Genomic DNA, 18,391 nt, shown 5'->3' on the forward strand with positions numbered 1-18,391 from the left:
ACGTAATGAGCGAATACTCCATCGTGCGCTGCACTTTCGATCGGCATGCCGATGTGATCCTCGAGATCTTCAACGATGCCATCCTGAATTCAACCGCGCTCTACGAGTACAAGCCTCGGACCATGCAGACCATGGTCAGCTGGTTCGGCGCCAAAGAAGCCGGCGACTTTCCGGTGATTGGGGTTGAGGACAGTGATGGAACACTGTTGGCCTTCGGCAGTTACGGCCCCTTTCGGCCATTCCCGGCCAACAAGTACACGGTGGAACATTCCGTCTACGTGCACAAGGACCATCGTGGTCGAGGATTGGGGCGCGTGGTGATGGAAGAAATTATCGCCGCGGCTCGACGCAAGGACTTGCACGCGTTGATGGGCGGAATCGATTCGACGAATGCCGGAAGCATCGCGCTGCATGAACGACTTGGCTTCAAGCACGTAGGCACCCTACCCCAGATCGGCTTCAAGTTCGGCCGCTGGCTCGACATGGCGCTCTATCAGCTGCTGTTGGATACGCCCGCTCATCCAATCGACGGCTAGACGAACAACCCGGCGGCGTTTGTCACATCCGCGCGTTGGATGGCACTCCGAGCGACGATGTATGTCATTGCAAAGTGGTGCAATTCATCGATCGGCACCGGGCTACCGACGGCGAAGGGCCGAATGCGCGATGCGCGCGATCTTGGCTACGAATTCTCTGCTGGAGGAACTGTGGGAGTTACTGAATCCAAAATCCGCGAGGAGATCTGCACGGTAGGCGCAAGTCTTTACTCCCGCCGATACACAGTGGGGAGCGCCGGCAACATCAGCGCGCGCCTTGACGATGGCGGGCTGATCACACCAACCGACGCATGCCTTGGCCGACTCGATCCGAACGATATCGCCAAAGTGGGCTGCGACGGGCAGCACGTATCAGGCGGGCGTCCGTCCAAAACGCTCGCGCTTCACCGCAGGATCTACGAGAATTCACCGGAAACGCGCGGGGTCGTACACACGCACTCGACGAATCTTGTCGCGCTCACATTGTCTGGCGTCTGGAGCATCGACGACATCATCCCGCCGATCACGCCGTACTACGTGATGAAGGTCGGCCACGTGCCGCTCATCAAATATCATCGGCCAGGTGCACCGGAAGTTGCAGATCAGATCGCCGTACTCGCGCCGAAAGTGCGCGCGGTATTGCTCGAGCGACTGGGTCCGGTGGTTTGGGAAAAGACCGTCTCGGCAGCATCATTCGCTTTGGAAGAGCTCGAGGAAACGGCGTTGCTGTGGATGTCGCTCGCGCGCTCTGCCACACCGCTGTCAACGGACGCCATCGACGAGCTGCGCAATACATTTGGCGCTCGTTGGTAACGCGGCATAGCGCCGCTTCGGCGGCCATTGCATCAAGGTGCTGTCGACAGCGCCTTCTCGAAGAAGTCGGCAGTGCCGAAATTGCCGGACTTCAGCGCGAGCGCTAGCGGCTCACTGCCGCTGCTTGTCGTCCAGGGCACACCGGGGTCGATGGGCGCGCCGATGCGCAAGGCGGAAACGCCGAGCGCCTTGACGACCGCACCCGAGGTCTCTCCACCGGCAACCACCAGCTTGCGCACGCCATGTTGTCGAACGAGCTCGCTCGCGAGCGAGGCCAATGCGCGTTCCATCAGCGCGCCGGCACGATCCGCACCGAGCTTCTGCTGTGCGGCTCTTACTACGTCGGGCGCCGCGCTTCCGTAGATGAGCACAGGCCCGCCGGAAAGCCGCTCGGTACACCAGGCAATAGCGTCTTCGATCTGCCCGTCGCCCTCGGCAAGCTGCAGCGCGTCGAGCCGAAATGCCGGGCGTGAACGCTTCCAGTGTTCCACCTGGGCGTTCGTCGCCACTGAGCAGCTTCCCGAGAGAATCACGCTCGCCCCCATGACGTTCGGAAGATCCGACGCCGCCGATACGGCCGCCGTCAATTTGCCGGCTCGTCGGAAATTCTCCGGCAGGCCCATGGCGATGCCCGATCCTCCCGTCACGAGTCGATGGCCCGACAACGCGGCGCCAATGCTAATCAGATCGCGATCGGCTACCGCATCGACGATGGCATATCGCACGCCTTCGCTGCGCAGCGAATCGAACGCCGCGGCGATCGCATCAGGGCCACGAGAAACGGCATCGAGCTTGACCGCCCCCACTTTGCGCCTCGTTTGCGATTGCAATACACGCACCAAGTTGGAATCCCTCATCGGGGTGAGCGGATGGTCCCGCATGCCGGAATCGCTGAGCAACACATCGCCGACGAAGAGGTGGCTTCTGTAAATCGTCCTGCCATTCTCCGGAAACGCCGGACAGGCAACTGCGAGGTCGACGCCGAGTGCATCGGCCAGCGCATCGGCGACCGGACCGATATTGCCCTTTGGCGTCGAATCGAAGGTGGAGCAATACTTGAAGAAGAACTGCTCGCAGCCGGTTTTTTTGAGCCAGTCCAGCGCCGCGAGCGACTCGCGTACAGCTTCCTCCGGCTCGACCGTTCGCGTTTTCAATGCGATGACGATCGCGTCCGCATCGGGTACCTCGGCCTGCGCGGGGACACCGATCGTCTGCACCGTGCGCATGCCGCCGCGCACCAGCGTGCTGGCCAGGTCCGTGCCGCCCGTGAAATCATCGGCAATACAGCCGAGTAGTGGTCTGCTCAATGCCATACTCCCAATGGAATCACACCGCGCCGTCGACAACGCCAAACAGGCAACTGGCGTTATCAGCGTAGCATGAATGCGAGAACACTTGCTGCATACGCTCGATGCGCTTTCGCGAATCAGAGAGCTCCTTGAACCTTAGGACTGCTAGCCGACCGCAGTCGAACCATCAATGCCTATGAAAATCGATCAATCAGTCATCTCCGCCTTCACGCCGACGGGCAAACTGCGCGCCTCGATCAACCTCGGCAATCCGATTCTTGCAAACAAGAATGCTGAGACCGGCGAGCCGTTTGGCATTTCGATCGACCTTGCACGCGAGTTCGCGAGACGGCTGGGCGTCGAGCTGGAATTGGTCGTGTTCGACGCGGCGGGCAAATCGGTGCAAGCCGTGAGCGAGGAGCGCGCCGATTTCGGATTCTTCGCGGTCGATCCGCTGCGCGCTGAAAAGATTGCGTTCACGGCACCCTACGTGTTGATCGAAGGCTTCTATCTCGTCCGTGACAGTTCCCCCATCAAAAGCAATCAGGATGTCGATCAACCGGACATCAGCGTCGCCGTCGGCAAGGGAAGCGCTTATGACCTCTTCCTGACGCGCGAACTGAAGGCGGCCCAAATCGTTCGGGCGCCTACGTCGCCAGCGGTCGTACAAACGTTCCTGGAGCAAGGCTTGGACGTGGCCGCGGGCGTCAAGCAGCAGCTCGAAGCCGATGCACGGGAGACCGGCGGGCTTCGTCTACTCGACGAGCGGTTCATGGTCATTCGACAAGCGATGGGTACACCCAAGAGCCGCGGGGAGGCGGCGGCGGGCGTGCTCTCTCAGTTCGTCGAGGAAATGAAAACATCGGGCTTCGTCGCCGACGCATTGCGACGGCATGGGATCGTCGGCGCCACCGTAGCCAGCTTCACCTAAATTTTTGCCTTCGAGCGATCCGGATGCGGACACCCGCCGGCGCATCGCTCACGCGCCTCGTGCCAGTCAAAAGCGTGTTGCGTCACAGTTGCGGCTGAAGTCCGGTGGCAGGCTCGCGTGCGTCATTTGAGCCCGCCCGCGAAGCCGCGCAGCAGATAGCGCTGCACGTACCCGGCCACCGCCAGCGTTGGCAGCGACGCGATCAAGCCCGCGCTCATCAGGTCGCCCCAGTCGATGCCGTTCTCGGTCACGTAACCCGCGATCGCGAGCGGCAGCGTGAAGCGACTCGGCGTCGAGACGAACAAAAGCGCCAAGAGGAACTCGTTCCACGCGGCGATGAACACGAAGACGGCGGTCGCGATCAACCCCGGCCCGCAGAGCGGCAGCACGATCTGAACCAGGCGCCGGGCCAGCCCCGCGCCGTCGATGCATGCGGCTTCCTCGTATTCGAGGGGCACCTCGCGCACGAACGCGAGCAGCATCCAGATCGCCATCGGCAACGCGTAGATCTGGTACCCGAGCATCAGGCCGACCAACGAATCGAGCAGATGCAGACGCTTCGCGAGCGTGAACAGCGGCACAGCGATCGTAATCGGAGGCATCAACTTCAACGCAAGCACGAACATGAGAAAGAGCATGTCCAGACGCGCGGGGAAACGCAACCGCACGAGCGCGTAGGCGGCCGGAAACGCGAGCGACAGCGCGAGCAGCGTCGTGCCGGCGCCAACCAGCAGCGAGTTGAACACCTGCGCGCCGATGCCGCTGCCCCACACCGAGGCAAAATGTTCGAATGTCGGCGCGGCTGGCCACATTCGCAGCGGATGATCGAGACGCTCCAGCGTCGGCATGAACGCGGCGCCTGCCATCCAAACGCACGGCAGCAACAGCAACGCCAGCGCCGCACTGCGGAGCAACCAGGTCGTCGCCCGACCGAGCACGGCACGGCCGGCCCGCGCGCGATGCCGGGCCGCCACGCCGTTGCGCGTCAGTTGCGCCGCTTTCGGACTGTTTGCCATACGTATCCGGAGACCAGCGCCGCGCACGCCGCAAGCATCAGCACTGACGCGGCGCTCGCCGGCCCGACGTTGAAGAAGCGGAATCCGGTGTCATAGATGTAGGTCGACAGCGTCTGCGTCGCGTTGCCGGGGCCGCCGCCCGTCAACGCATAGACCTTGTCGAAAAGCTTGAACGTATCGATCGAGCGCAGCAGCAGCGCGAGCCCGATCTGCGGCGCGGCGAGTGGCAGCGTGATATCGCGCAGGCACTGCCATTCGCTTGCGCCATCCGTCCGCGCGGCTTCGTGAAGCTCCTCCGGAATCGACTGCAAACCGGCGAGTACGATCAGGAATGCCATCGGCGTCCATTGCCAGATGTCGACGAGCATCAGCGACCACAGTGCCAGATGAGGGTCCGACAGCCATCGCACACCGCTCACGCCAGCTATCGCGAGGAGTGCGTTAAGGAATCCGCTGGAGTTGAGCCAATTGCGCCAGATCGCCGAGCATACGAGCGTCGACAGCATCATCGGCAGGATGGCGAGCGGCAGCGCGAGCTTACGCCCCGGGAAAGCGCGCACGAACAGTAGCGCGAGGCAGGAGCCGAGCGCAACCTCGGCGAGCGACGCCACGATGCTGAAGCGCAGCGTGTTGCCGAAGCCAATCGTGAACGCATCGTCGGCGAGCACGGCGCGGTAGTTCGAAAGGCCGACGAAGACGCGCCGGCCCGCCGCGTAGTCGACGCGGCAGAATGAGTCGATCAGGACCTGCGCGACCGGATAGAGCGCGAGCACGGCGAGCAGGACGATCGATGGCCCAAGCAGTGCGACGAACGGCAGGCCGCGACCGAAGGCCTTCATCCGTGCTGTCTCGTCGAGCGTGCGGCGGCGGTCACTTGCCCGCCGCGGCCACCGCTTGCGTAATCTTTTGCTGCGCCTGCCGCAGTGCGTCGTCCGGTGCGGCTTGGCCGGTCAGCGCGAGCTGCAATTGATCGCCAAGGATGCTCTCGATCTGCTGCCAGTCCTTCACGCGCGGCCGCGCACGGCCCGCTTCGAGCGCCTTCAACTGATCGGGATACCAGCGATACTGGCGCACGAGCGCGGCATCCTCGTACACACTCTTGCGAGTCGGCGGAATGCCGATCGCGGCCAGGCGCGTCTGCGTCTCGCGCGTGCTCAGGTACGCGAGGAAATCCTGTGCGAGCTTTGCGTGCGGCGCGTCCTTCGGAATCGCCATTTGCCAGATGCCGAGCATCGGCGCGGGGCCGGCCGTCTGCCCCGGTGGCGCTTGCAGCGCGATCTGACCGGCCACGCGCGATTGCTTCGGATCGTCGAGCGCGGGAATCCACGCCGGCCACACTTCGATTGCTTGCGCGGCGGCGCCGCGCTGTAATGCGTCCCGAACCTCGGCCGCGCCGTAGACGTCGACATCCTGCGGCGCGGACGCCTTCAGCGCGAGGAACGTCTTGAGCGCCGCCTGCGCTTCGCGCGAATCGATCGTCACGTTGCCCGAGCGGTCGAGCACGTCGCCACCGTACGCCCAGAGAATCGGCAAAAAGCCCGTCACGATTGGATTGCCCTTCGTGCCGCGGAAGACCACGCCCGACACGCTCTTATCCGCACCACCTACGGTTCTCGCGATCTTGACCACATCGTCCCAGTTACGCGGCGGCTGCAGGTTGTATTTGGCCAGCAGGTCCTTCCGGTACGCGAACATCTCGACGTTGCCGACGATCGGCAGCGCGAACAGTTCGCCCGATGCGTTGCGTCCGAGCGCGACCGTGGACGGGATCAGATCCGCGTCCGCGAGCGACGCCGGGAGCGGTTTCAGCCAGCCGTTGCCGATGAATTCGGGCGACCAGATGTCGTCCATCATCACGAGATCGTATGCGCCAGTGCCCTCGCGCATCGACAGCTTGAGCTTCTGGTAGAGATTCGCGTTCGGCAGCTTCAGCACCTCGATCTCGGTGCTCGGATGCAGCTTCGTGAAGCCGGCGACGGCTTCGGCAAGGCCCTTGCCGTAGATGTCGTCGCGCCCTGCGATGACGAGATCCGCGGCAAAGGCATGCGATGCGGCGATAGAAACAGCAACGGCGGCGGACAGCGCGCGCAGGCGGTTAAGCAGAGTCATGGTCTCTCTCACGATAGGCGCGACGTTGCATACGTGTGCAACGCGGATTGTAGCCTTGGCGGCCAAAAACGACCGTCATTGTTAACGCCGATCGTTAAGGATTTATGGCACGCGGCGGTGCGGCAGGCGGCGCTGCCTGCCCGGTGAGAATTGAACGGCGAGCAGCGCGAACCGATGGCTTCCGGGCGCTCAGGAACGACCGGGTGACTCGGATTGCAATTGCGCTTCGATCGCACCCTTGTCGATGACCGACCATACGTTGACGATTTTGTCGCCACGAAACGCGTAGAACACGTTTTCCGTGAAGGCGATCCGCTTGCCGCCGATGTTCAATCCGAGGAAGGTGTGCCTAGGTGTGCAATCGAACCGCAGACGGCTGGCGACGACAGGTGGCTCGATCACCAGCAGTTCGATGTCGAAATGCAAGTCGGGTATATCGCGGACATCCTGTTCCAGCATTTTGCAGTAGCCCGAGAGGCCGATCGGTCGACCGTTGTGACTGACGTCGGCGTCGACGAACAGGCCGAGTGAGGCCCAATCCCGCTTGTTCAGGCAATCGACGTAGTTCCGGTAGATGGTGCGCAAGTCCAGCCGGCTCACGGCGGCCCCCTATCGCTTCTTCCGAAAACGAATCTTACTAGGTTCTGCTTGGGCCCCGACTTGGCGACCTGCCGGAATTTCAGCGTTCAATCGAACTGCACTTCCGCTACGAATGGGAACATGATCGGCGTATAGGTCACATTGAAATAGCCATGCCGCGCGCAAACCTCGACTTGTGCAAGGCGTTCAGCGCTAGCCCCACGGTTGATGTTTGCGTATTCGGACACGCGCGCTTGGCCCTTGAACAATCGCTGTAGCAGCGAAATCGTCGCATTCGACATGGAGAATACCTCGCAGCAGGGGTGGGTATTTCACTCTAGCGTCCAGAACTGGCCCGACCAAACAAGCATTTCTGGAATGCTTAGATGTCAGTCAGCTTGTATTTCTGCTGCAACGCGCTGACCGCGTCTGGCGACGGTTTCCCGGGTGCCGAATTGGCCACGACGGCGGGCAAAGCGATGACGCATCCACCTTGGTCGCTGCCGCTTTGTGAATGGAGTTCATTGGTCCGTCAACCCAGCGCCGGCTAACCAAATCTGAACCATTACGCTAAATTCGACGCCAAGTAGAGCGCACGATGCGCCGAGACGATGCTGGACCGATCGATGCTGACGAGCTCACCGCTCGATGGAAATACCCGTGACGCCATCGCAATACCGTTCGGCGGCGGCCAACCGCCCTCTGCTCTCGCTGATGATTTGCGTCTTCACCGTGTTTCTGGTCACGGGTGCGGCGCTGCCCGCTTTGCCGCTGCACATCCATCACAATCTCGGCTTCGGAACATTCACTGTCGGCTTGGTCTCCGGCGCCCAATTCGCTTCGTCGCTCGTCTCCCGACTGTGGTCAGGCGCGATTGCAGACCGGCGGGGACCAAAGTTCGCCGTCTCCACAGGCCTTGGATGGGCCGCGCTGGCCGGACTTCTGTACCTGTTGTCCCTGATGTTCTCCGGCAACCCGTCGCTGTCTGTCGTGATTCTGTTTGTGGGTCGCGCGCTGCTCGGTGGCGCCGAGAGTTTCATCATGACTGGCTCGCAAAGCTGGTGCCTCGCACTCGCCGGTCCGGGCAAGGTCGGGAAAATGATCGCGTGGATCGGAACATCGATGTTCGTGGCACTGGCCACTGGCGCACCGCTCGGCAGTTTTCTGTTCGACAAATTTGGCTTTGCTTCGATCGGGCTCGGTGAACCAAGGGTTGGTATGGTGTCTCGATGCGAGGCATCTTGTTTTTTCATCTCGCCGCCGTGCTCGATGTTGTACTGCTCCAATAGCAAAAGCCATCGAGCGCGTTCGTTTGAACCGATACGCGCCGAGCCCGCAAAAATCAATTGCCTCCACCGCCTCGCCTCGCGAAATCGAAGCGCTGTTTTGAAGTCTCCCCAAGATAACGACGCCTGTTTTTGAACGCAAACGAAACCATCTGACGCAGCACTTCAATTTTTTAACTACGACGACAAGAGCCGGCTCCAACAGGGCTCGATGCTCAATCTGCGCGTTATCGGTTGTGACCAGCCTCGGCATCGGGACTTTTGCCCGCCGCGTCAACGCATCGCATCCACAGTTTTGCTCCGGTCCCGCCCCGGCCGGATGCACCCGTATCCTCCTGCGACTCCAGCGCCCGGTCCAGCACATTTGCAGTAAAATTATGCGACCTGATGCAAGTTGCAGCAATCAAAATGACCCGTCCAGTCGACCCGGAAGTCAAACGCGTGACCGTCACGCTGTCCAAACACCAACTCGATGCTCTGCAGGCGATTGCGCAGCAGGAGGATGTTAGCGTTGCATGGCTCGTGCGCAAGGCCGTGGATAAACTTCTGCGTCAGGGTCAGGCAGCCCCCTTGACCAACTACCGCTCGGAAGGCAAGGCGCGCCCATGAAAAACGAGGTTCTCATGCCTGCCCAGTACACGATGGCGCAATTCTGGCGCTGCGCCCTGCAGGTCAATCCGTCGGGCTACCAGGCACGATATCGCGGCGGCGACCACGGGCTGAGCGAAGCTGACTACAACCAGCAGTTGCTTGACCAGTGTTTCGCCCGGGGGATAAGGGTTGTCGGTCTCGCCGACCATGGCAACGTGGATGCTCTCGATGGTCTGCGAAACTTTCTCGAGCCGCACGGCATCGTCGTCTTTCCCGGGTTCGAGATCGCCTCGAGCGAGAAGATCCACATGGTGTGCCTGTTCCCGGAGGGTACCACCCGGGATCAGCTTAACCGCTATCTTGGCAAGCTCGATCTCACCCAGGTGCAGGACACCGTGGCACCATCGCGCAAGACCTGCCTAGATCTTGCCCAAACTATTTTTGATCTCGGCGGGTTCTGGTATGCCGCACATATGACAGGGAGTAACGGCCTGCTGCGGCTTAATCAGGACGGCGGAGGCCTGTCGCATGTTTGGAAAGACGAAATGCTGGTCAAGGCCGGACAAATACCGGGGCCGACCTCTGACCTGCCTGCCAACTACCGCGACATCATCCTGAACCGGAACCCGGATTATCGCCGCGTACATCCCATCGCCGTTCTTAACGCGAAGGATGTCGCCAAACCGGAAGATCTCGCCGCCCCGGGCGCGACCTGCTGGATCAAGATGACGCGACCGGGCTTCGAAGGCTTCGTGACAGCATTCAAGGACCCCGAGTCACGCATCCGGCTTGGTCAGTTGCCCGAAGCCCACTACTCGCGAATTGAGCAGATCAGTTTTCATGGGGGATACCTCGACGGCATCGCAATAGCCCTATCTGCGCACCTGAATACCGTGATCGGCGGTCGCGGAACCGGCAAGTCCACGCTGATCGAATGTCTGCGGTACGCGCTCGATCTGCCACCGCGTGCCGCCACGGCACGCCGGCAGCATGAGGACATTGTCAAGGCCAATCTCGGCGCAGGTGGTCGCATCGAACTGTCGATATGCTCTCACGCACAGAACGGTCGCGGATATCTCATCTCCCGCCGCTATGGAGAACCGCCCGCCGTCAAGGATGACGATGGGCAGGTGTCGACCCTGCAGCCGCATGACCTACTGCCCCGCATCGAGATCTACGGCCAGAATGAGATTTTCGAGCTCGCACGCGACCCTGCCAGCCAGACGGCGATTCTCAACCGCTTTATGCCCGGCGGCACTGCATTGACGGGCGAGCTTCACGCGGTCGGCAGGCGACTGGCAGAGAACCGGGAAAAACTGCTGGCAGCCGCTCGGCAGAAGGATGATCTGCAGGCTCAGGTCGCACGTCTGCCCAAACTCACGGAGCAGGTTCAGCAATTCCAGTCACTCGGACTCGAAGTCAAGCTCGCGCTGGTGCCAAAACTTGAGCGCGAGCGGCAGCTTTCCCTGCGGGCAAGTGAAGAAATGGATCGCGTCGCAGAAGGTCTATCCGTTCTCGAAGGTAACCTTCCGGACACTGCCTTCCTTAGCGAAAAGGCTCTGGAAGGAATGCCGCATGCGGACATACTCGGCCGGATTCGCCATGTACTTGATACCGTGCGCACGCAGATCGCACAACAACTGGTGAATTTGCGCACACTGCATGGTGAAAGCAGCGCAGCCGTCAGGGCGCAGCAGACGGAACTCAATGCGCGGCTCGCCGAAGAGTCGGCGACCCTCGAAAAGGTTTTCGCCAGCCTGCCCGCCTTTGCTGGCAAACCAGGTCGCGATGTCGGGCGTGCCTATCAGGAACTGCTACGCGAAATTGAAACCATCCGCCCGGGTGAAACCCGCATGGCGACAATCGACAGACTGCTGGCAGAACTCGAAGCCCAGCGACGTAACCTGCTGGACGAATTCGCCCAAGTGCGCGACAGACGTAGCGACGAACTACGCACGGCCGTCAAGAAGCTCAATCGCAAGCTTGATGGCAAACTACGGCTGAATCTCAAGATTGGTGGTCAGCGGCGGGCGCTGAAAGAACTGCTGCTGCAGCTACCTGGCCTCGGTGAAAAGAAGCTCGCGTGGATCGACCAATCCGGTGATGAGCTGACCATCCCTGCCCTCGTAAAGGCCATCCGGGAAGGGGAATCCGCGCTCAAGACGTTGACCTACGACTGGGGCATGCAGAACTCAGTCGTCGAGGCCCTCGTGCGACTCGATCGTGGCCGCATACTGGAACTCGAAGAGATCGACCTACAGGACCGAATCCTGATCGAACTGAATGTCGCCCATCAGGGCGAAATATTCAAGCCGCTGGATCAGCTATCCACGGGACAGCAATGCACGGCAATCCTGCACCTGCTGCTGCTCGAAAACGATGATCCGCTCGTCATGGACCAGCCCGAGGACAACCTGGACAATGCATTCATCGCCGAGCGAATCGTGACTCAGTTGAGGGAAGCCAAGACTGAGCGCCAGTTCCTCTTTGCCACCCACAATGCGAACATCCCCGTCTTCGGCGACGCAGAGTGGATCGGGATATTTTCGGCATCCGAGGCGCAGGCACAGATGCCCCCTGATGCACAGGGTTCCATTGACGTTCAGCAGATCCGCGAGCGCGTGGCCGACATTCTGGAAGGCGGTCGCGAGGCATTCTCCCAGCGCAAAGAGAAATACGGATTTTAGGAACGACCATGCTCAAGACGGAATTGCTGGAGATTGTCGCCAACGGAGAGAATTCCGGCGTCGAATTTAAGCGCGACGACCTGCGCCCCGAAGCGCTTGCCCGTGAAATTGTCGCGATGGCAAATCTGCGCGGCGGCATGATCCTGCTGGGTGTAGATGATGACGGAACGATCTCCGGCATCCAGCGCGAGGACCTCGAAACGTGGGTCATGAATGCGGTGTTTGCACACGTGCATCCGATGCTGCTGCCCTTCTATGAAGTGGTGACCATGGACGACGGTCTTCGTGTCGGTGTCGTGTCCTTCACGATGGGCGCAAGCAAACCCTACGTGCTTCGCCACAATAACCGGGAAGATATCTACATTCGCGTCGGCAGCACGTCCCGGCTCGCGGATCGTGAGACCCAAGCCCGCCTCTTTGCAACGGGCGGCCTCTTTCACAGCGAAACCTTGCCGGTATCCGGCGCCGCACTCGACGCACTCGATCGTGCGCGGCTCGAAGATTACCTCCTGACTTTTGCCGGTGACCGTGAGTTACCGCAGACCGATGACGCGTGGCTGCAGCGCCTGGTAGGGCTCGGTTTCATGACCGACGTCGAGGGCCGGACACCGGTCTGCAGCATCGCCGGACTGGTGCTGTTCGGACGGTCACCGCGCCGTTTTCTGCGCCAGGCTGGCATCCGCTGGATGGTGTTCAATGGCATCGACAAGGGCTACCAGGCACTCGACGATACGCTGCTGGATGGTGCACTCGTCGGGCGGTTTGCACGCCGCGAAGGTGGCGGACTCGGCGAAGTCGTCGAAAACGGTCTGATAGAAGATCTGCTGGACCGTATGCAGGGTCAACCTCTCGTCAGTACCGAAGGCGAAGACCTTGGAGACGGGCTGCGGCGCGAGCGCATCTGGCACTACCCACCTGATGCGCTTCGCGAGGCGATTGTCAATGCACTCGCGCATCGCGACTGGACTCGCAATCTCGAAGTAGAGATCGTTGCCTACACCGATCGCCTGGAAGTACTCAGCCCGGGCGCCTTACAAAATTCGATGACCGTGGAGAAGATGCTTGCCGGACAACGCTCGCCAAGGAACACCACAATCGTCGGCGTACTGCGCGACTACGGCTACGTGGACGCGAGAGGTATGGGCGTGCGCAACAAGATCGTCCCGCTGGTGCGGGCCGCAGCCGGCATCGAACCCGCCTTCGAAGCAACGGAAGACCATGTGCGGGTGGTCTTGCCGCGTGCCTGAACATCCCGCGCCGCTTTTATCGGTGCGACGATCGCCGCACGCTCATCGGCTCGGGGTTCATGCGCACACCGGCGCCACCTCGTTGATCGCGACGACCGACACGAATGCCGATGGCAACGCCTCGACGCTTACCGCCGCAGCAGCGGCATTCACGGGTTCGCGCAAATGAATCCAATTATGCAGTTGGTTCCCCTTCACGCCAACCTTCAACGCGAGTCCGGCAATTGACTCGCCCGGCTGCGGGCATGCTTCAATCGGCTTGCGCTTACCCTCGGCGTCAAACTTCCGCCTGCCCGCCGCAGTCGCACCGGTAACCCGCAGCGGAAGGAAATCAACTTCGTTCTGTGTCATCAGTTGCGTCCGCAAGTCGTAGTTGCGGACGCAAGCCTGCGCTCGTTCAGCTTCCGATTCTAGCTGCGCTTACTATCCACCGACGAACGGCCTCGGGCATGTTTTCGTTATTTCGCGCAGACAGTTCGAATCGCAAGCGACGCCGCATGCCGCATGAACGGCTTCGTTACGGTTGTCTCAGCCAGCAACGTCGCCAGGAGTTCCGGCCCAAGGGTGACCAGGGCGTTAACATCGATCGGATTCTCATCGCCTGACATTGCGCCTCCTGCCAGGCACTTAACACAGTAAGAGAACTAGTTTCCGGGGCACGGTCTCGTAAGATGAGACATGGCGTAGGTTTTTTCAAACCCACAAAAAAACCTACGCCAGCATAGCTGACCCAGAAATAGCAAGGCGGCCGAATTTCATCAACGGAGCACTCCGAGCCGATCGGCACTCTTTTAGAATCAAGAGGTTACGAGCATCCACCCGAATCTGCCTCTCATTTATTCATTATTTCGCGCGTCCGGAGAAAATCTGCGCTAGCACTGGAGCCCCGCGGGATCAAATCCCTTCTAGATCAAGCATTTGAGGCAGGCCCGACAGTCAGTCACAAACCCCAACCACAACCTATTCGTTCTCTTCGAAGTAGTGCCCGAACTTCACCTGCTTCGTACGAATATAGCGCTCGTTCTCGTCGCGCACGGGAATCGCTAGAGCCACGCGTTCGCAAACGGGGATTCCATGCTTCGCGAGCGTGTCGAATTTCTTCGGGTTGTTACTAATCAGTTTGACGGACGTGACCTTTAGTATTCGCAGAATCGCCGCGGCGGAATCATACTCGCGCGCATCGTCCGGCAGGCCGAGCTCGAGGTTCGCTTCGACGGTATCGAGCCCTTGCTCCTGCAACGCATAGGCTCGAATCTTGTTCGAAAGGCCGATGCCGCGCCCTTCGTGTCCGCGCAGATAGAGCAGCACGCCGCGCCCCTCTGCCGCGATGTAGCGCAGCGCGAGATCGAGCTGTTCCCCACAATCGCAGCGGTAGGATCCCAGCACATCGCCGGTCAGGCATTCCGAATGCAGTCGGGTCAGCACCGAATCCTGGTGGCTCACATCGCCCATGACGAGCGCAAGGTGCTCGGCATCGCCGGAGTTCACGCGAAACGCGTACGACTTGAAGGTGCCGTACCGGGTAGGAAGGGTCGCCGTAGCGACGAGCGTGACGCATTCTTCTGCGCGGTCGCCGTCCGTCGACGACGATGGGGAAAACGTGGGCATGACTCTCGCAAGTTGAAAGGTCGATCTCCGCGCGCCAAGTACCGGCGCTAGTCGGGAGTGTACCCGTATTCCTTGGCGCCTGCCCCGAGCGGAGGTCCACCGAGAATAGCCCTCCCCACCAGGAGCCGCCGCAAAAGGGCTCCTCGCGGCGGGCGCCTTCGTTTTAAGCGTCTGTTGGCGCCGGTTGCGCGACTCCACCTCGCGGCTCGACCACCTATACTGCAACGAACGGATCGGCGCCGCGCCCCTTCGCTCGCGCCGCAGGCTTTCCGGGCCGTCGTCAGATGACAAAAAGGAGACGAAACATGCCGAGCGTTGCACAAATCCTCACGACGAAGTCTGAACCGCGGATGCACCATGGCCATCCCGTCGTCACCATCGACGCGGACGATTCAGTGTTCGAAGCCGTCAAGCTGATGGCCGAGCATCAAATCGGCGCGCTCATCGTCACCGAAGGCCCCGACAACAAGATCGCCGGCATCATTACCGAGCGCGATTACGCCCGCAAGATCGTGCTCATGGAACGCTCGTCCAAAACGACGCCCGTGCGGGACATCATGACCGCCCATGTTCGCTACGTGCGGCCGACCGATACGGTCGAAGAATGCATGGCTCTGATGACAGCCCATCGGATGCGCCACTTGCCCGTCATCGACGAGGACCGGCTCGTCGGCATGGTATCGATCGGCGATCTCGTGAAGACAATCATCTCCGAGCAGCAATTCACGATTCAGCAACTCGAGCATTACATCATGGGGGCGCATACCTGACCTCGTTAGGGGCGGCCGACGCTCCCAAAGCCGCTCCTCTCGGGGTACGCCCTCAGCCCTGAAGGGAATCCCCCTTCAGGGACTTCTTGCATTGCACCCCGCAGCGGTCGGTCGGTGACCTCGAATGGTATCGGTTCGACTTATAAAAATCCGGATGACTTATTTTTTATCCGATAAAACAATTATCGTAGCGCGAATCTGTAATCGATTCCGCGGGTCGCAATTTCGAATGCCTACTCGAATTAGGCAGTTTTGATATGCAATTGACAGCCCTCGACTACAGACGACATCAAACATAGATGGCATCATTGGAACGCGTAGCCGAGGCATCGTTCGCGCCCATTTCCGAACGATAAAAGTCCAACAACATACCTTGCGGAAAACAACCATGAAAAAAATATCGTCCGGGTCCTCCCGCGCGGGCAATCCCGACTTGCGAGGACTTATGCCGCGTAATTTCATCGAACCGATGTCGGCACTTTGGCGTGCAGCCGACGAGAGGTCCTGGTTTCGCGCGCTATGCCTGACGGCGCGCCGATGCGGCTTCGACCATACGCTATTCGCCGTCATCCCTCGTCCGGGCATGCGCTATGCGGACGTCTACCTGCACAGCAACCACGCTTCCTCCTGGCGAGAGACCTATGAGGAGCGAGCGTTCATGCGTATCGACCCGACCGTGATGCATTGCCTGAGGCAAACGGCACCGCTCATTTGGTCCTCGACGGCTTTTGCCGAAATCCAGCAAAAGGAAATGTACGAAGAAGCGCGCCGGCACGGCCTCGCGACCGGCGTTTCTCTGCCGATCCATGGGCCGAAACAGGAAGTCGGCATGCTTTCTTTCGCGTGCGGCGATCAATCGCGCCGCGAGCTCGAGGCCAACGTGCGGCGCCATTTGCCTTTTTTGACTCTGCTTCGGGACGTGGCTTTCGACACCGGCCAGCGCTTCCTCTCCCGCCACGCCGAAACGTTGATACCGAAACTGACGCCGCGCGAGTACGAGTGCCTGAAGTGGACGGCACAAGGCAAATCGACTTGGGAGATCGCGAAGATCTTCGGTTGCTCCGAAGCCACCGTGAACTTCCATATGGCCAATATCCGCACCAAGTTCGGCGTCAGCTCGAGAAGCGCCGCGGCCGTCAAAGCGACCCGAATGGGTTTAATAGATCCCTGCTGAACGATGCCGGCCGATGAGCCGGCGGGCGCTTTCCCGAGACGATGGATATATCGTCATCAGTGATTCGGTGCGAGAAATACAGCTTGAGCAGCAGCATCACGGGCTTCGGAATGTTGGCCCCGAGCTCGAAACGGCTACCGCGAGATTGCGTGACGCCGAAACGCGCCCAGAACACTTTTTGGCTTTCTCTTATCTTCCGTCGATAAGCCTGAACGAATGCATTGTCGATATTTCCTTCGCGCGGCTCGGGGAGGTCGTTAGTGGAAGTTTGGATAGAGCGGGCATCGATGATTGACATTTGTTTTCACCTCGTTCCGTACTCGGTACGCGAATCATCCCAAGTATCGCCGGCCATTTGAACCTATCTTGCTTGCCAGTTTCGCATCGCAAGCAGGCTGCATATGGTTTATGCGCATCGGCTAGCCCAACCACGATGGAGGACGAGATGAAAGCGAAAATCGCGATCGGCAATCAAAAAGATTTCGATGTCGACGTACTGGCCTGCATGTACCGCTTGCGAGCCCGCGTTTTCGGCGAGCGAATGGGATGGGAGGTAGCCATCCTCTCTGGCATGGAAATCGATGGTTACGACGCGCTCTCGCCGTACTACATGCTGGTCCACGATGAGCGCGACGCGCTGTGCGGGTGCTGGCGCCTCATGCCTACCACTGGGCCTTACATGCTGCGCGATACATTTGCCGATCTGCTGCATGGCCGGCAGGCACCTCGATCGCCGCATGTCTGGGAGCTGAGCCGGTTTGCGATCGAATCACCGGAAAAACGCGGTTTCGGCTTCGCGGCGCTCGCATTGGAGGCGATGCGCGAAGTCGTCAGGTTCGCGGACCGGATGGGGATCACAAGCTATGTGACGGTCACGACGACCGCCATCGAACGCATGCTCAGAAAAGCGGGCATCGAGACGCACCGCTTCGGTCCCCCGATGCGGGTCGGCGTCGAACATGCGGTGGCTCTCACGATCGTGCTCGGGGCGCAAACGCGCCGCGCCCTGTTCGAATCGGTGGCCGTCGCCGCGTGAGCGTTGAATCGGCACGTGCGCTCATTCCGCGACGAGAGCAGTCAGCAATCGCTTAGGACCACTGACGAACGGACTGCCGGGCTCATAAAAGCGCAGTAGCGCATGCATTTCCCGCGAGAGCCCGATTCGCTTCGTCGCGGCGACCGGTTGTCGCTCCGCAGCACAGGGCCCGTCCGAACGATCGTTCACGCGACCGATCCATAGGCCGGCGCCGCAGCATAGATCGGCACCGTCCCACTGTGGGCCGATATCGAGCGCCGCGCAAAGACGGCCCGGCCCGCGGGCAAGGTCGAAGACGCGGGCGCCGGGACGCCGCGCCTGCATCAAGGCGAGGCCGTCGAGCGGCTCGACGGCGCGAAACAGGACGGCTGCGCCGACGCCCTCTTCTTCGCTCGACATATTGATCGTGTACGAGACCCCGTACACTAACCGCACGTATGCATGCCCACGTGCCCGAAAGAGCGGCTCATTGTAGGGGCGCAGCCCGCGGAAGGCATAGCTCGTGGAATCGCCGACGGGATACGCTTCGGTTTCGACGATTCTGCCGCTCATGCGTCCGCTAGGCGAATCGTGCACGAGACACTTGCCGATCATGAAGCGAGCGAGGTCGACGGTGTCCACGGGCAGTTCGTCGCGCACGAGCGGAACGATAGGGTAAGGTTCGGCATTCATGTTCATCGCGAAGAATGTTTGCCTCGATGCACGGGCGTCTGGCATCT

At 60.7% G+C, this 18,391-nt stretch carries 20 protein-coding genes; 10 read left to right on the forward strand and 10 right to left on the reverse strand.

Features of this window, described 5'->3' with window-relative positions:
* The first annotated feature begins 5 nt into the window (after window positions 1–5).
* Window positions 6–536: a GNAT family N-acetyltransferase gene (locus C9I57_RS13970; RefSeq protein WP_107151267.1), complete on the forward strand. Its 531-nt coding sequence runs from the start codon at window positions 6–8 to the stop codon at window positions 534–536.
* 123 nt (window positions 537–659) lie between these two features.
* Entirely contained in the window at window positions 660–1,349 is a 690-nt protein-coding gene (gene otnC / locus C9I57_RS13975; protein ID WP_181321830.1) for a 3-oxo-tetronate 4-phosphate decarboxylase, read from the forward strand.
* Window positions 1,350–1,381: 32 nt separating this feature from the next.
* On the opposite strand, the gene otnK is transcribed toward otnC, so the two are convergent.
* Window positions 1,382–2,662 (reverse strand): 3-oxo-tetronate kinase, encoded by a 1,281-nt coding sequence (gene otnK / locus C9I57_RS13980; RefSeq protein ID WP_107151268.1) that lies wholly within the window; start codon window positions 2,660–2,662, stop codon window positions 1,382–1,384.
* 172 nt (window positions 2,663–2,834) lie between these two features.
* Here otnK and C9I57_RS13985 point away from each other — a divergent pair, with 172 nt between their 5' ends.
* Window positions 2,835–3,569: an ABC transporter substrate-binding protein gene (locus C9I57_RS13985; protein ID WP_107151269.1), complete on the forward strand. Its 735-nt coding sequence runs from the start codon at window positions 2,835–2,837 to the stop codon at window positions 3,567–3,569.
* A gap of 122 nt (window positions 3,570–3,691) precedes the next feature.
* Here C9I57_RS13985 and C9I57_RS13990 read toward each other — a convergent pair whose 3' ends face one another.
* The 5 genes from C9I57_RS13990 to C9I57_RS14010 form a co-directional block, all read right to left on the reverse strand.
* Window positions 3,692–4,585, reverse strand: coding sequence for a carbohydrate ABC transporter permease (locus C9I57_RS13990; protein WP_107151270.1), 894 nt, complete (start codon window positions 4,583–4,585; stop codon window positions 3,692–3,694).
* Window positions 4,555–5,424, reverse strand: coding sequence for a carbohydrate ABC transporter permease (locus C9I57_RS13995; protein ID WP_107151271.1), 870 nt, complete (start codon window positions 5,422–5,424; stop codon window positions 4,555–4,557). Before C9I57_RS13995 ends, C9I57_RS13990 begins: the two co-directional genes overlap by 31 nt.
* Before the next feature lie 31 nt (window positions 5,425–5,455).
* On the reverse strand, window positions 5,456–6,694 hold the full coding sequence (locus tag C9I57_RS14000; protein ID WP_107151272.1) for an ABC transporter substrate-binding protein: 1,239 nt from the start codon (window positions 6,692–6,694) through the stop codon (window positions 5,456–5,458).
* Window positions 6,695–6,883: 189 nt separating this feature from the next.
* Window positions 6,884–7,294, reverse strand: a complete 411-nt coding sequence (locus C9I57_RS14005) for an ester cyclase (RefSeq protein ID WP_107151273.1) — start codon at window positions 7,292–7,294, stop codon at window positions 6,884–6,886.
* 86 nt (window positions 7,295–7,380) lie between these two features.
* Entirely contained in the window at window positions 7,381–7,575 is a 195-nt protein-coding gene (locus C9I57_RS14010; RefSeq protein ID WP_107151274.1) for a hypothetical protein, read from the reverse strand.
* 358 nt (window positions 7,576–7,933) lie between these two features.
* On the opposite strand from C9I57_RS14010, the gene C9I57_RS14015 reads away from it, so the two are divergent.
* The 4 genes from C9I57_RS14015 to C9I57_RS14030 all read left to right on the forward strand — a co-directional run bounded on the left by C9I57_RS14015 (window position 7,934) and on the right by C9I57_RS14030 (window position 13,084).
* Complete coding sequence (locus C9I57_RS14015; protein ID WP_258187636.1) at window positions 7,934–8,695, forward strand: MFS transporter; 762 nt, start codon at window positions 7,934–7,936, stop codon at window positions 8,693–8,695.
* A 251-nt stretch (window positions 8,696–8,946) separates the two neighbouring features.
* Entirely contained in the window at window positions 8,947–9,168 is a 222-nt protein-coding gene (locus C9I57_RS14020; protein ID WP_219909871.1) for a CopG family transcriptional regulator, read from the forward strand.
* Between the two features lie 14 nt (window positions 9,169–9,182).
* On the forward strand, window positions 9,183–11,837 hold the full coding sequence (locus C9I57_RS14025) for a TrlF family AAA-like ATPase (protein WP_107151405.1): 2,655 nt from the start codon (window positions 9,183–9,185) through the stop codon (window positions 11,835–11,837).
* Window positions 11,838–11,845: 8 nt separating this feature from the next.
* On the forward strand, window positions 11,846–13,084 hold the full coding sequence (locus C9I57_RS14030) for an RNA-binding domain-containing protein (protein ID WP_107151275.1): 1,239 nt from the start codon (window positions 11,846–11,848) through the stop codon (window positions 13,082–13,084).
* A gap of 57 nt (window positions 13,085–13,141) precedes the next feature.
* Here C9I57_RS14030 and C9I57_RS14035 read toward each other — a convergent pair whose 3' ends face one another.
* Entirely contained in the window at window positions 13,142–13,435 is a 294-nt protein-coding gene (locus tag C9I57_RS14035) for a transposase (protein ID WP_146166219.1), read from the reverse strand.
* A 609-nt stretch (window positions 13,436–14,044) separates the two neighbouring features.
* Entirely contained in the window at window positions 14,045–14,692 is a 648-nt protein-coding gene (gene ribA, locus C9I57_RS14040) for a GTP cyclohydrolase II (RefSeq protein WP_107151277.1), read from the reverse strand.
* 305 nt (window positions 14,693–14,997) lie between these two features.
* Here ribA and C9I57_RS14045 point away from each other — a divergent pair, with 305 nt between their 5' ends.
* Together C9I57_RS14045 and C9I57_RS14050 are read left to right on the forward strand one after the other, a co-directional pair.
* Window positions 14,998–15,462 (forward strand): CBS domain-containing protein, encoded by a 465-nt coding sequence (locus C9I57_RS14045; protein ID WP_107151278.1) that lies wholly within the window; start codon window positions 14,998–15,000, stop codon window positions 15,460–15,462.
* A gap of 469 nt (window positions 15,463–15,931) precedes the next feature.
* Window positions 15,932–16,636, forward strand: coding sequence for a helix-turn-helix transcriptional regulator (locus tag C9I57_RS14050; RefSeq protein WP_107151279.1), 705 nt, complete (start codon window positions 15,932–15,934; stop codon window positions 16,634–16,636).
* On the opposite strand, the gene C9I57_RS32760 is transcribed toward C9I57_RS14050, so the two are convergent.
* Window positions 16,599–16,934 (reverse strand): helix-turn-helix domain-containing protein, encoded by a 336-nt coding sequence (locus C9I57_RS32760; protein ID WP_181321831.1) that lies wholly within the window; start codon window positions 16,932–16,934, stop codon window positions 16,599–16,601. The genes C9I57_RS14050 and C9I57_RS32760 overlap by 38 nt on opposite strands.
* A 147-nt stretch (window positions 16,935–17,081) precedes the next feature.
* On the opposite strand from C9I57_RS32760, the gene C9I57_RS14060 reads away from it, so the two are divergent.
* Window positions 17,082–17,672 (forward strand): acyl-homoserine-lactone synthase, encoded by a 591-nt coding sequence (locus tag C9I57_RS14060; RefSeq protein WP_107151280.1) that lies wholly within the window; start codon window positions 17,082–17,084, stop codon window positions 17,670–17,672.
* Between the two features lie 21 nt (window positions 17,673–17,693).
* On the opposite strand, the gene C9I57_RS14065 is transcribed toward C9I57_RS14060, so the two are convergent.
* Window positions 17,694–18,344: a DNA-3-methyladenine glycosylase gene (locus C9I57_RS14065; RefSeq protein ID WP_440130206.1), complete on the reverse strand. Its 651-nt coding sequence runs from the start codon at window positions 18,342–18,344 to the stop codon at window positions 17,694–17,696.
* Between the last annotated feature and the right edge of the window lie 47 nt (window positions 18,345–18,391).

The organism is Trinickia symbiotica, assembly GCF_003028655.1.
Taxonomy (GTDB): Bacteria; Pseudomonadota; Gammaproteobacteria; order Burkholderiales; family Burkholderiaceae; genus Trinickia; species Trinickia symbiotica_A.

What these genes read in the sequence shown, in the direction of transcription:
- C9I57_RS13970 (WP_107151267.1), top strand. Translation starts at nt 6, where the DNA reads ATGAGCGAATACTCCATCGTGCGCTGCACTTTCGATCGGCATGCCGAT.
- otnC (WP_181321830.1), top strand. Translation starts at nt 660, where the DNA reads ATGCGCGATGCGCGCGATCTTGGCTACGAATTCTCTGCTGGAGGAACT.
- otnK (WP_107151268.1), bottom strand. Translation starts at nt 2,662, where the DNA reads ATGGCATTGAGCAGACCACTACTCGGCTGTATTGCCGATGATTTCACG.
- C9I57_RS13985 (WP_107151269.1), top strand. Translation starts at nt 2,835, where the DNA reads ATGAAAATCGATCAATCAGTCATCTCCGCCTTCACGCCGACGGGCAAA.
- C9I57_RS13990 (WP_107151270.1), bottom strand. Translation starts at nt 4,585, where the DNA reads ATGGCAAACAGTCCGAAAGCGGCGCAACTGACGCGCAACGGCGTGGCG.
- C9I57_RS13995 (WP_107151271.1), bottom strand. Translation starts at nt 5,424, where the DNA reads ATGAAGGCCTTCGGTCGCGGCCTGCCGTTCGTCGCACTGCTTGGGCCA.
- C9I57_RS14000 (WP_107151272.1), bottom strand. Translation starts at nt 6,694, where the DNA reads ATGACTCTGCTTAACCGCCTGCGCGCGCTGTCCGCCGCCGTTGCTGTT.
- C9I57_RS14010 (WP_107151274.1), bottom strand. Translation starts at nt 7,575, where the DNA reads ATGTCGAATGCGACGATTTCGCTGCTACAGCGATTGTTCAAGGGCCAA.
- C9I57_RS14020 (WP_219909871.1), top strand. Translation starts at nt 8,947, where the DNA reads ATGCAAGTTGCAGCAATCAAAATGACCCGTCCAGTCGACCCGGAAGTC.
- C9I57_RS14025 (WP_107151405.1), top strand. Translation starts at nt 9,183, where the DNA reads ATGCCTGCCCAGTACACGATGGCGCAATTCTGGCGCTGCGCCCTGCAG.
- C9I57_RS14030 (WP_107151275.1), top strand. Translation starts at nt 11,846, where the DNA reads ATGCTCAAGACGGAATTGCTGGAGATTGTCGCCAACGGAGAGAATTCC.
- C9I57_RS14035 (WP_146166219.1), bottom strand. Translation starts at nt 13,435, where the DNA reads ATGACACAGAACGAAGTTGATTTCCTTCCGCTGCGGGTTACCGGTGCG.
- ribA (WP_107151277.1), bottom strand. Translation starts at nt 14,692, where the DNA reads ATGCCCACGTTTTCCCCATCGTCGTCGACGGACGGCGACCGCGCAGAA.
- C9I57_RS14045 (WP_107151278.1), top strand. Translation starts at nt 14,998, where the DNA reads ATGCCGAGCGTTGCACAAATCCTCACGACGAAGTCTGAACCGCGGATG.
- C9I57_RS14050 (WP_107151279.1), top strand. Translation starts at nt 15,932, where the DNA reads ATGTCGGCACTTTGGCGTGCAGCCGACGAGAGGTCCTGGTTTCGCGCG.
- C9I57_RS32760 (WP_181321831.1), bottom strand. Translation starts at nt 16,934, where the DNA reads ATGTCAATCATCGATGCCCGCTCTATCCAAACTTCCACTAACGACCTC.
- C9I57_RS14060 (WP_107151280.1), top strand. Translation starts at nt 17,082, where the DNA reads ATGAAAGCGAAAATCGCGATCGGCAATCAAAAAGATTTCGATGTCGAC.
- C9I57_RS14065 (WP_440130206.1), bottom strand. Translation starts at nt 18,344, where the DNA reads ATGAATGCCGAACCTTACCCTATCGTTCCGCTCGTGCGCGACGAACTG.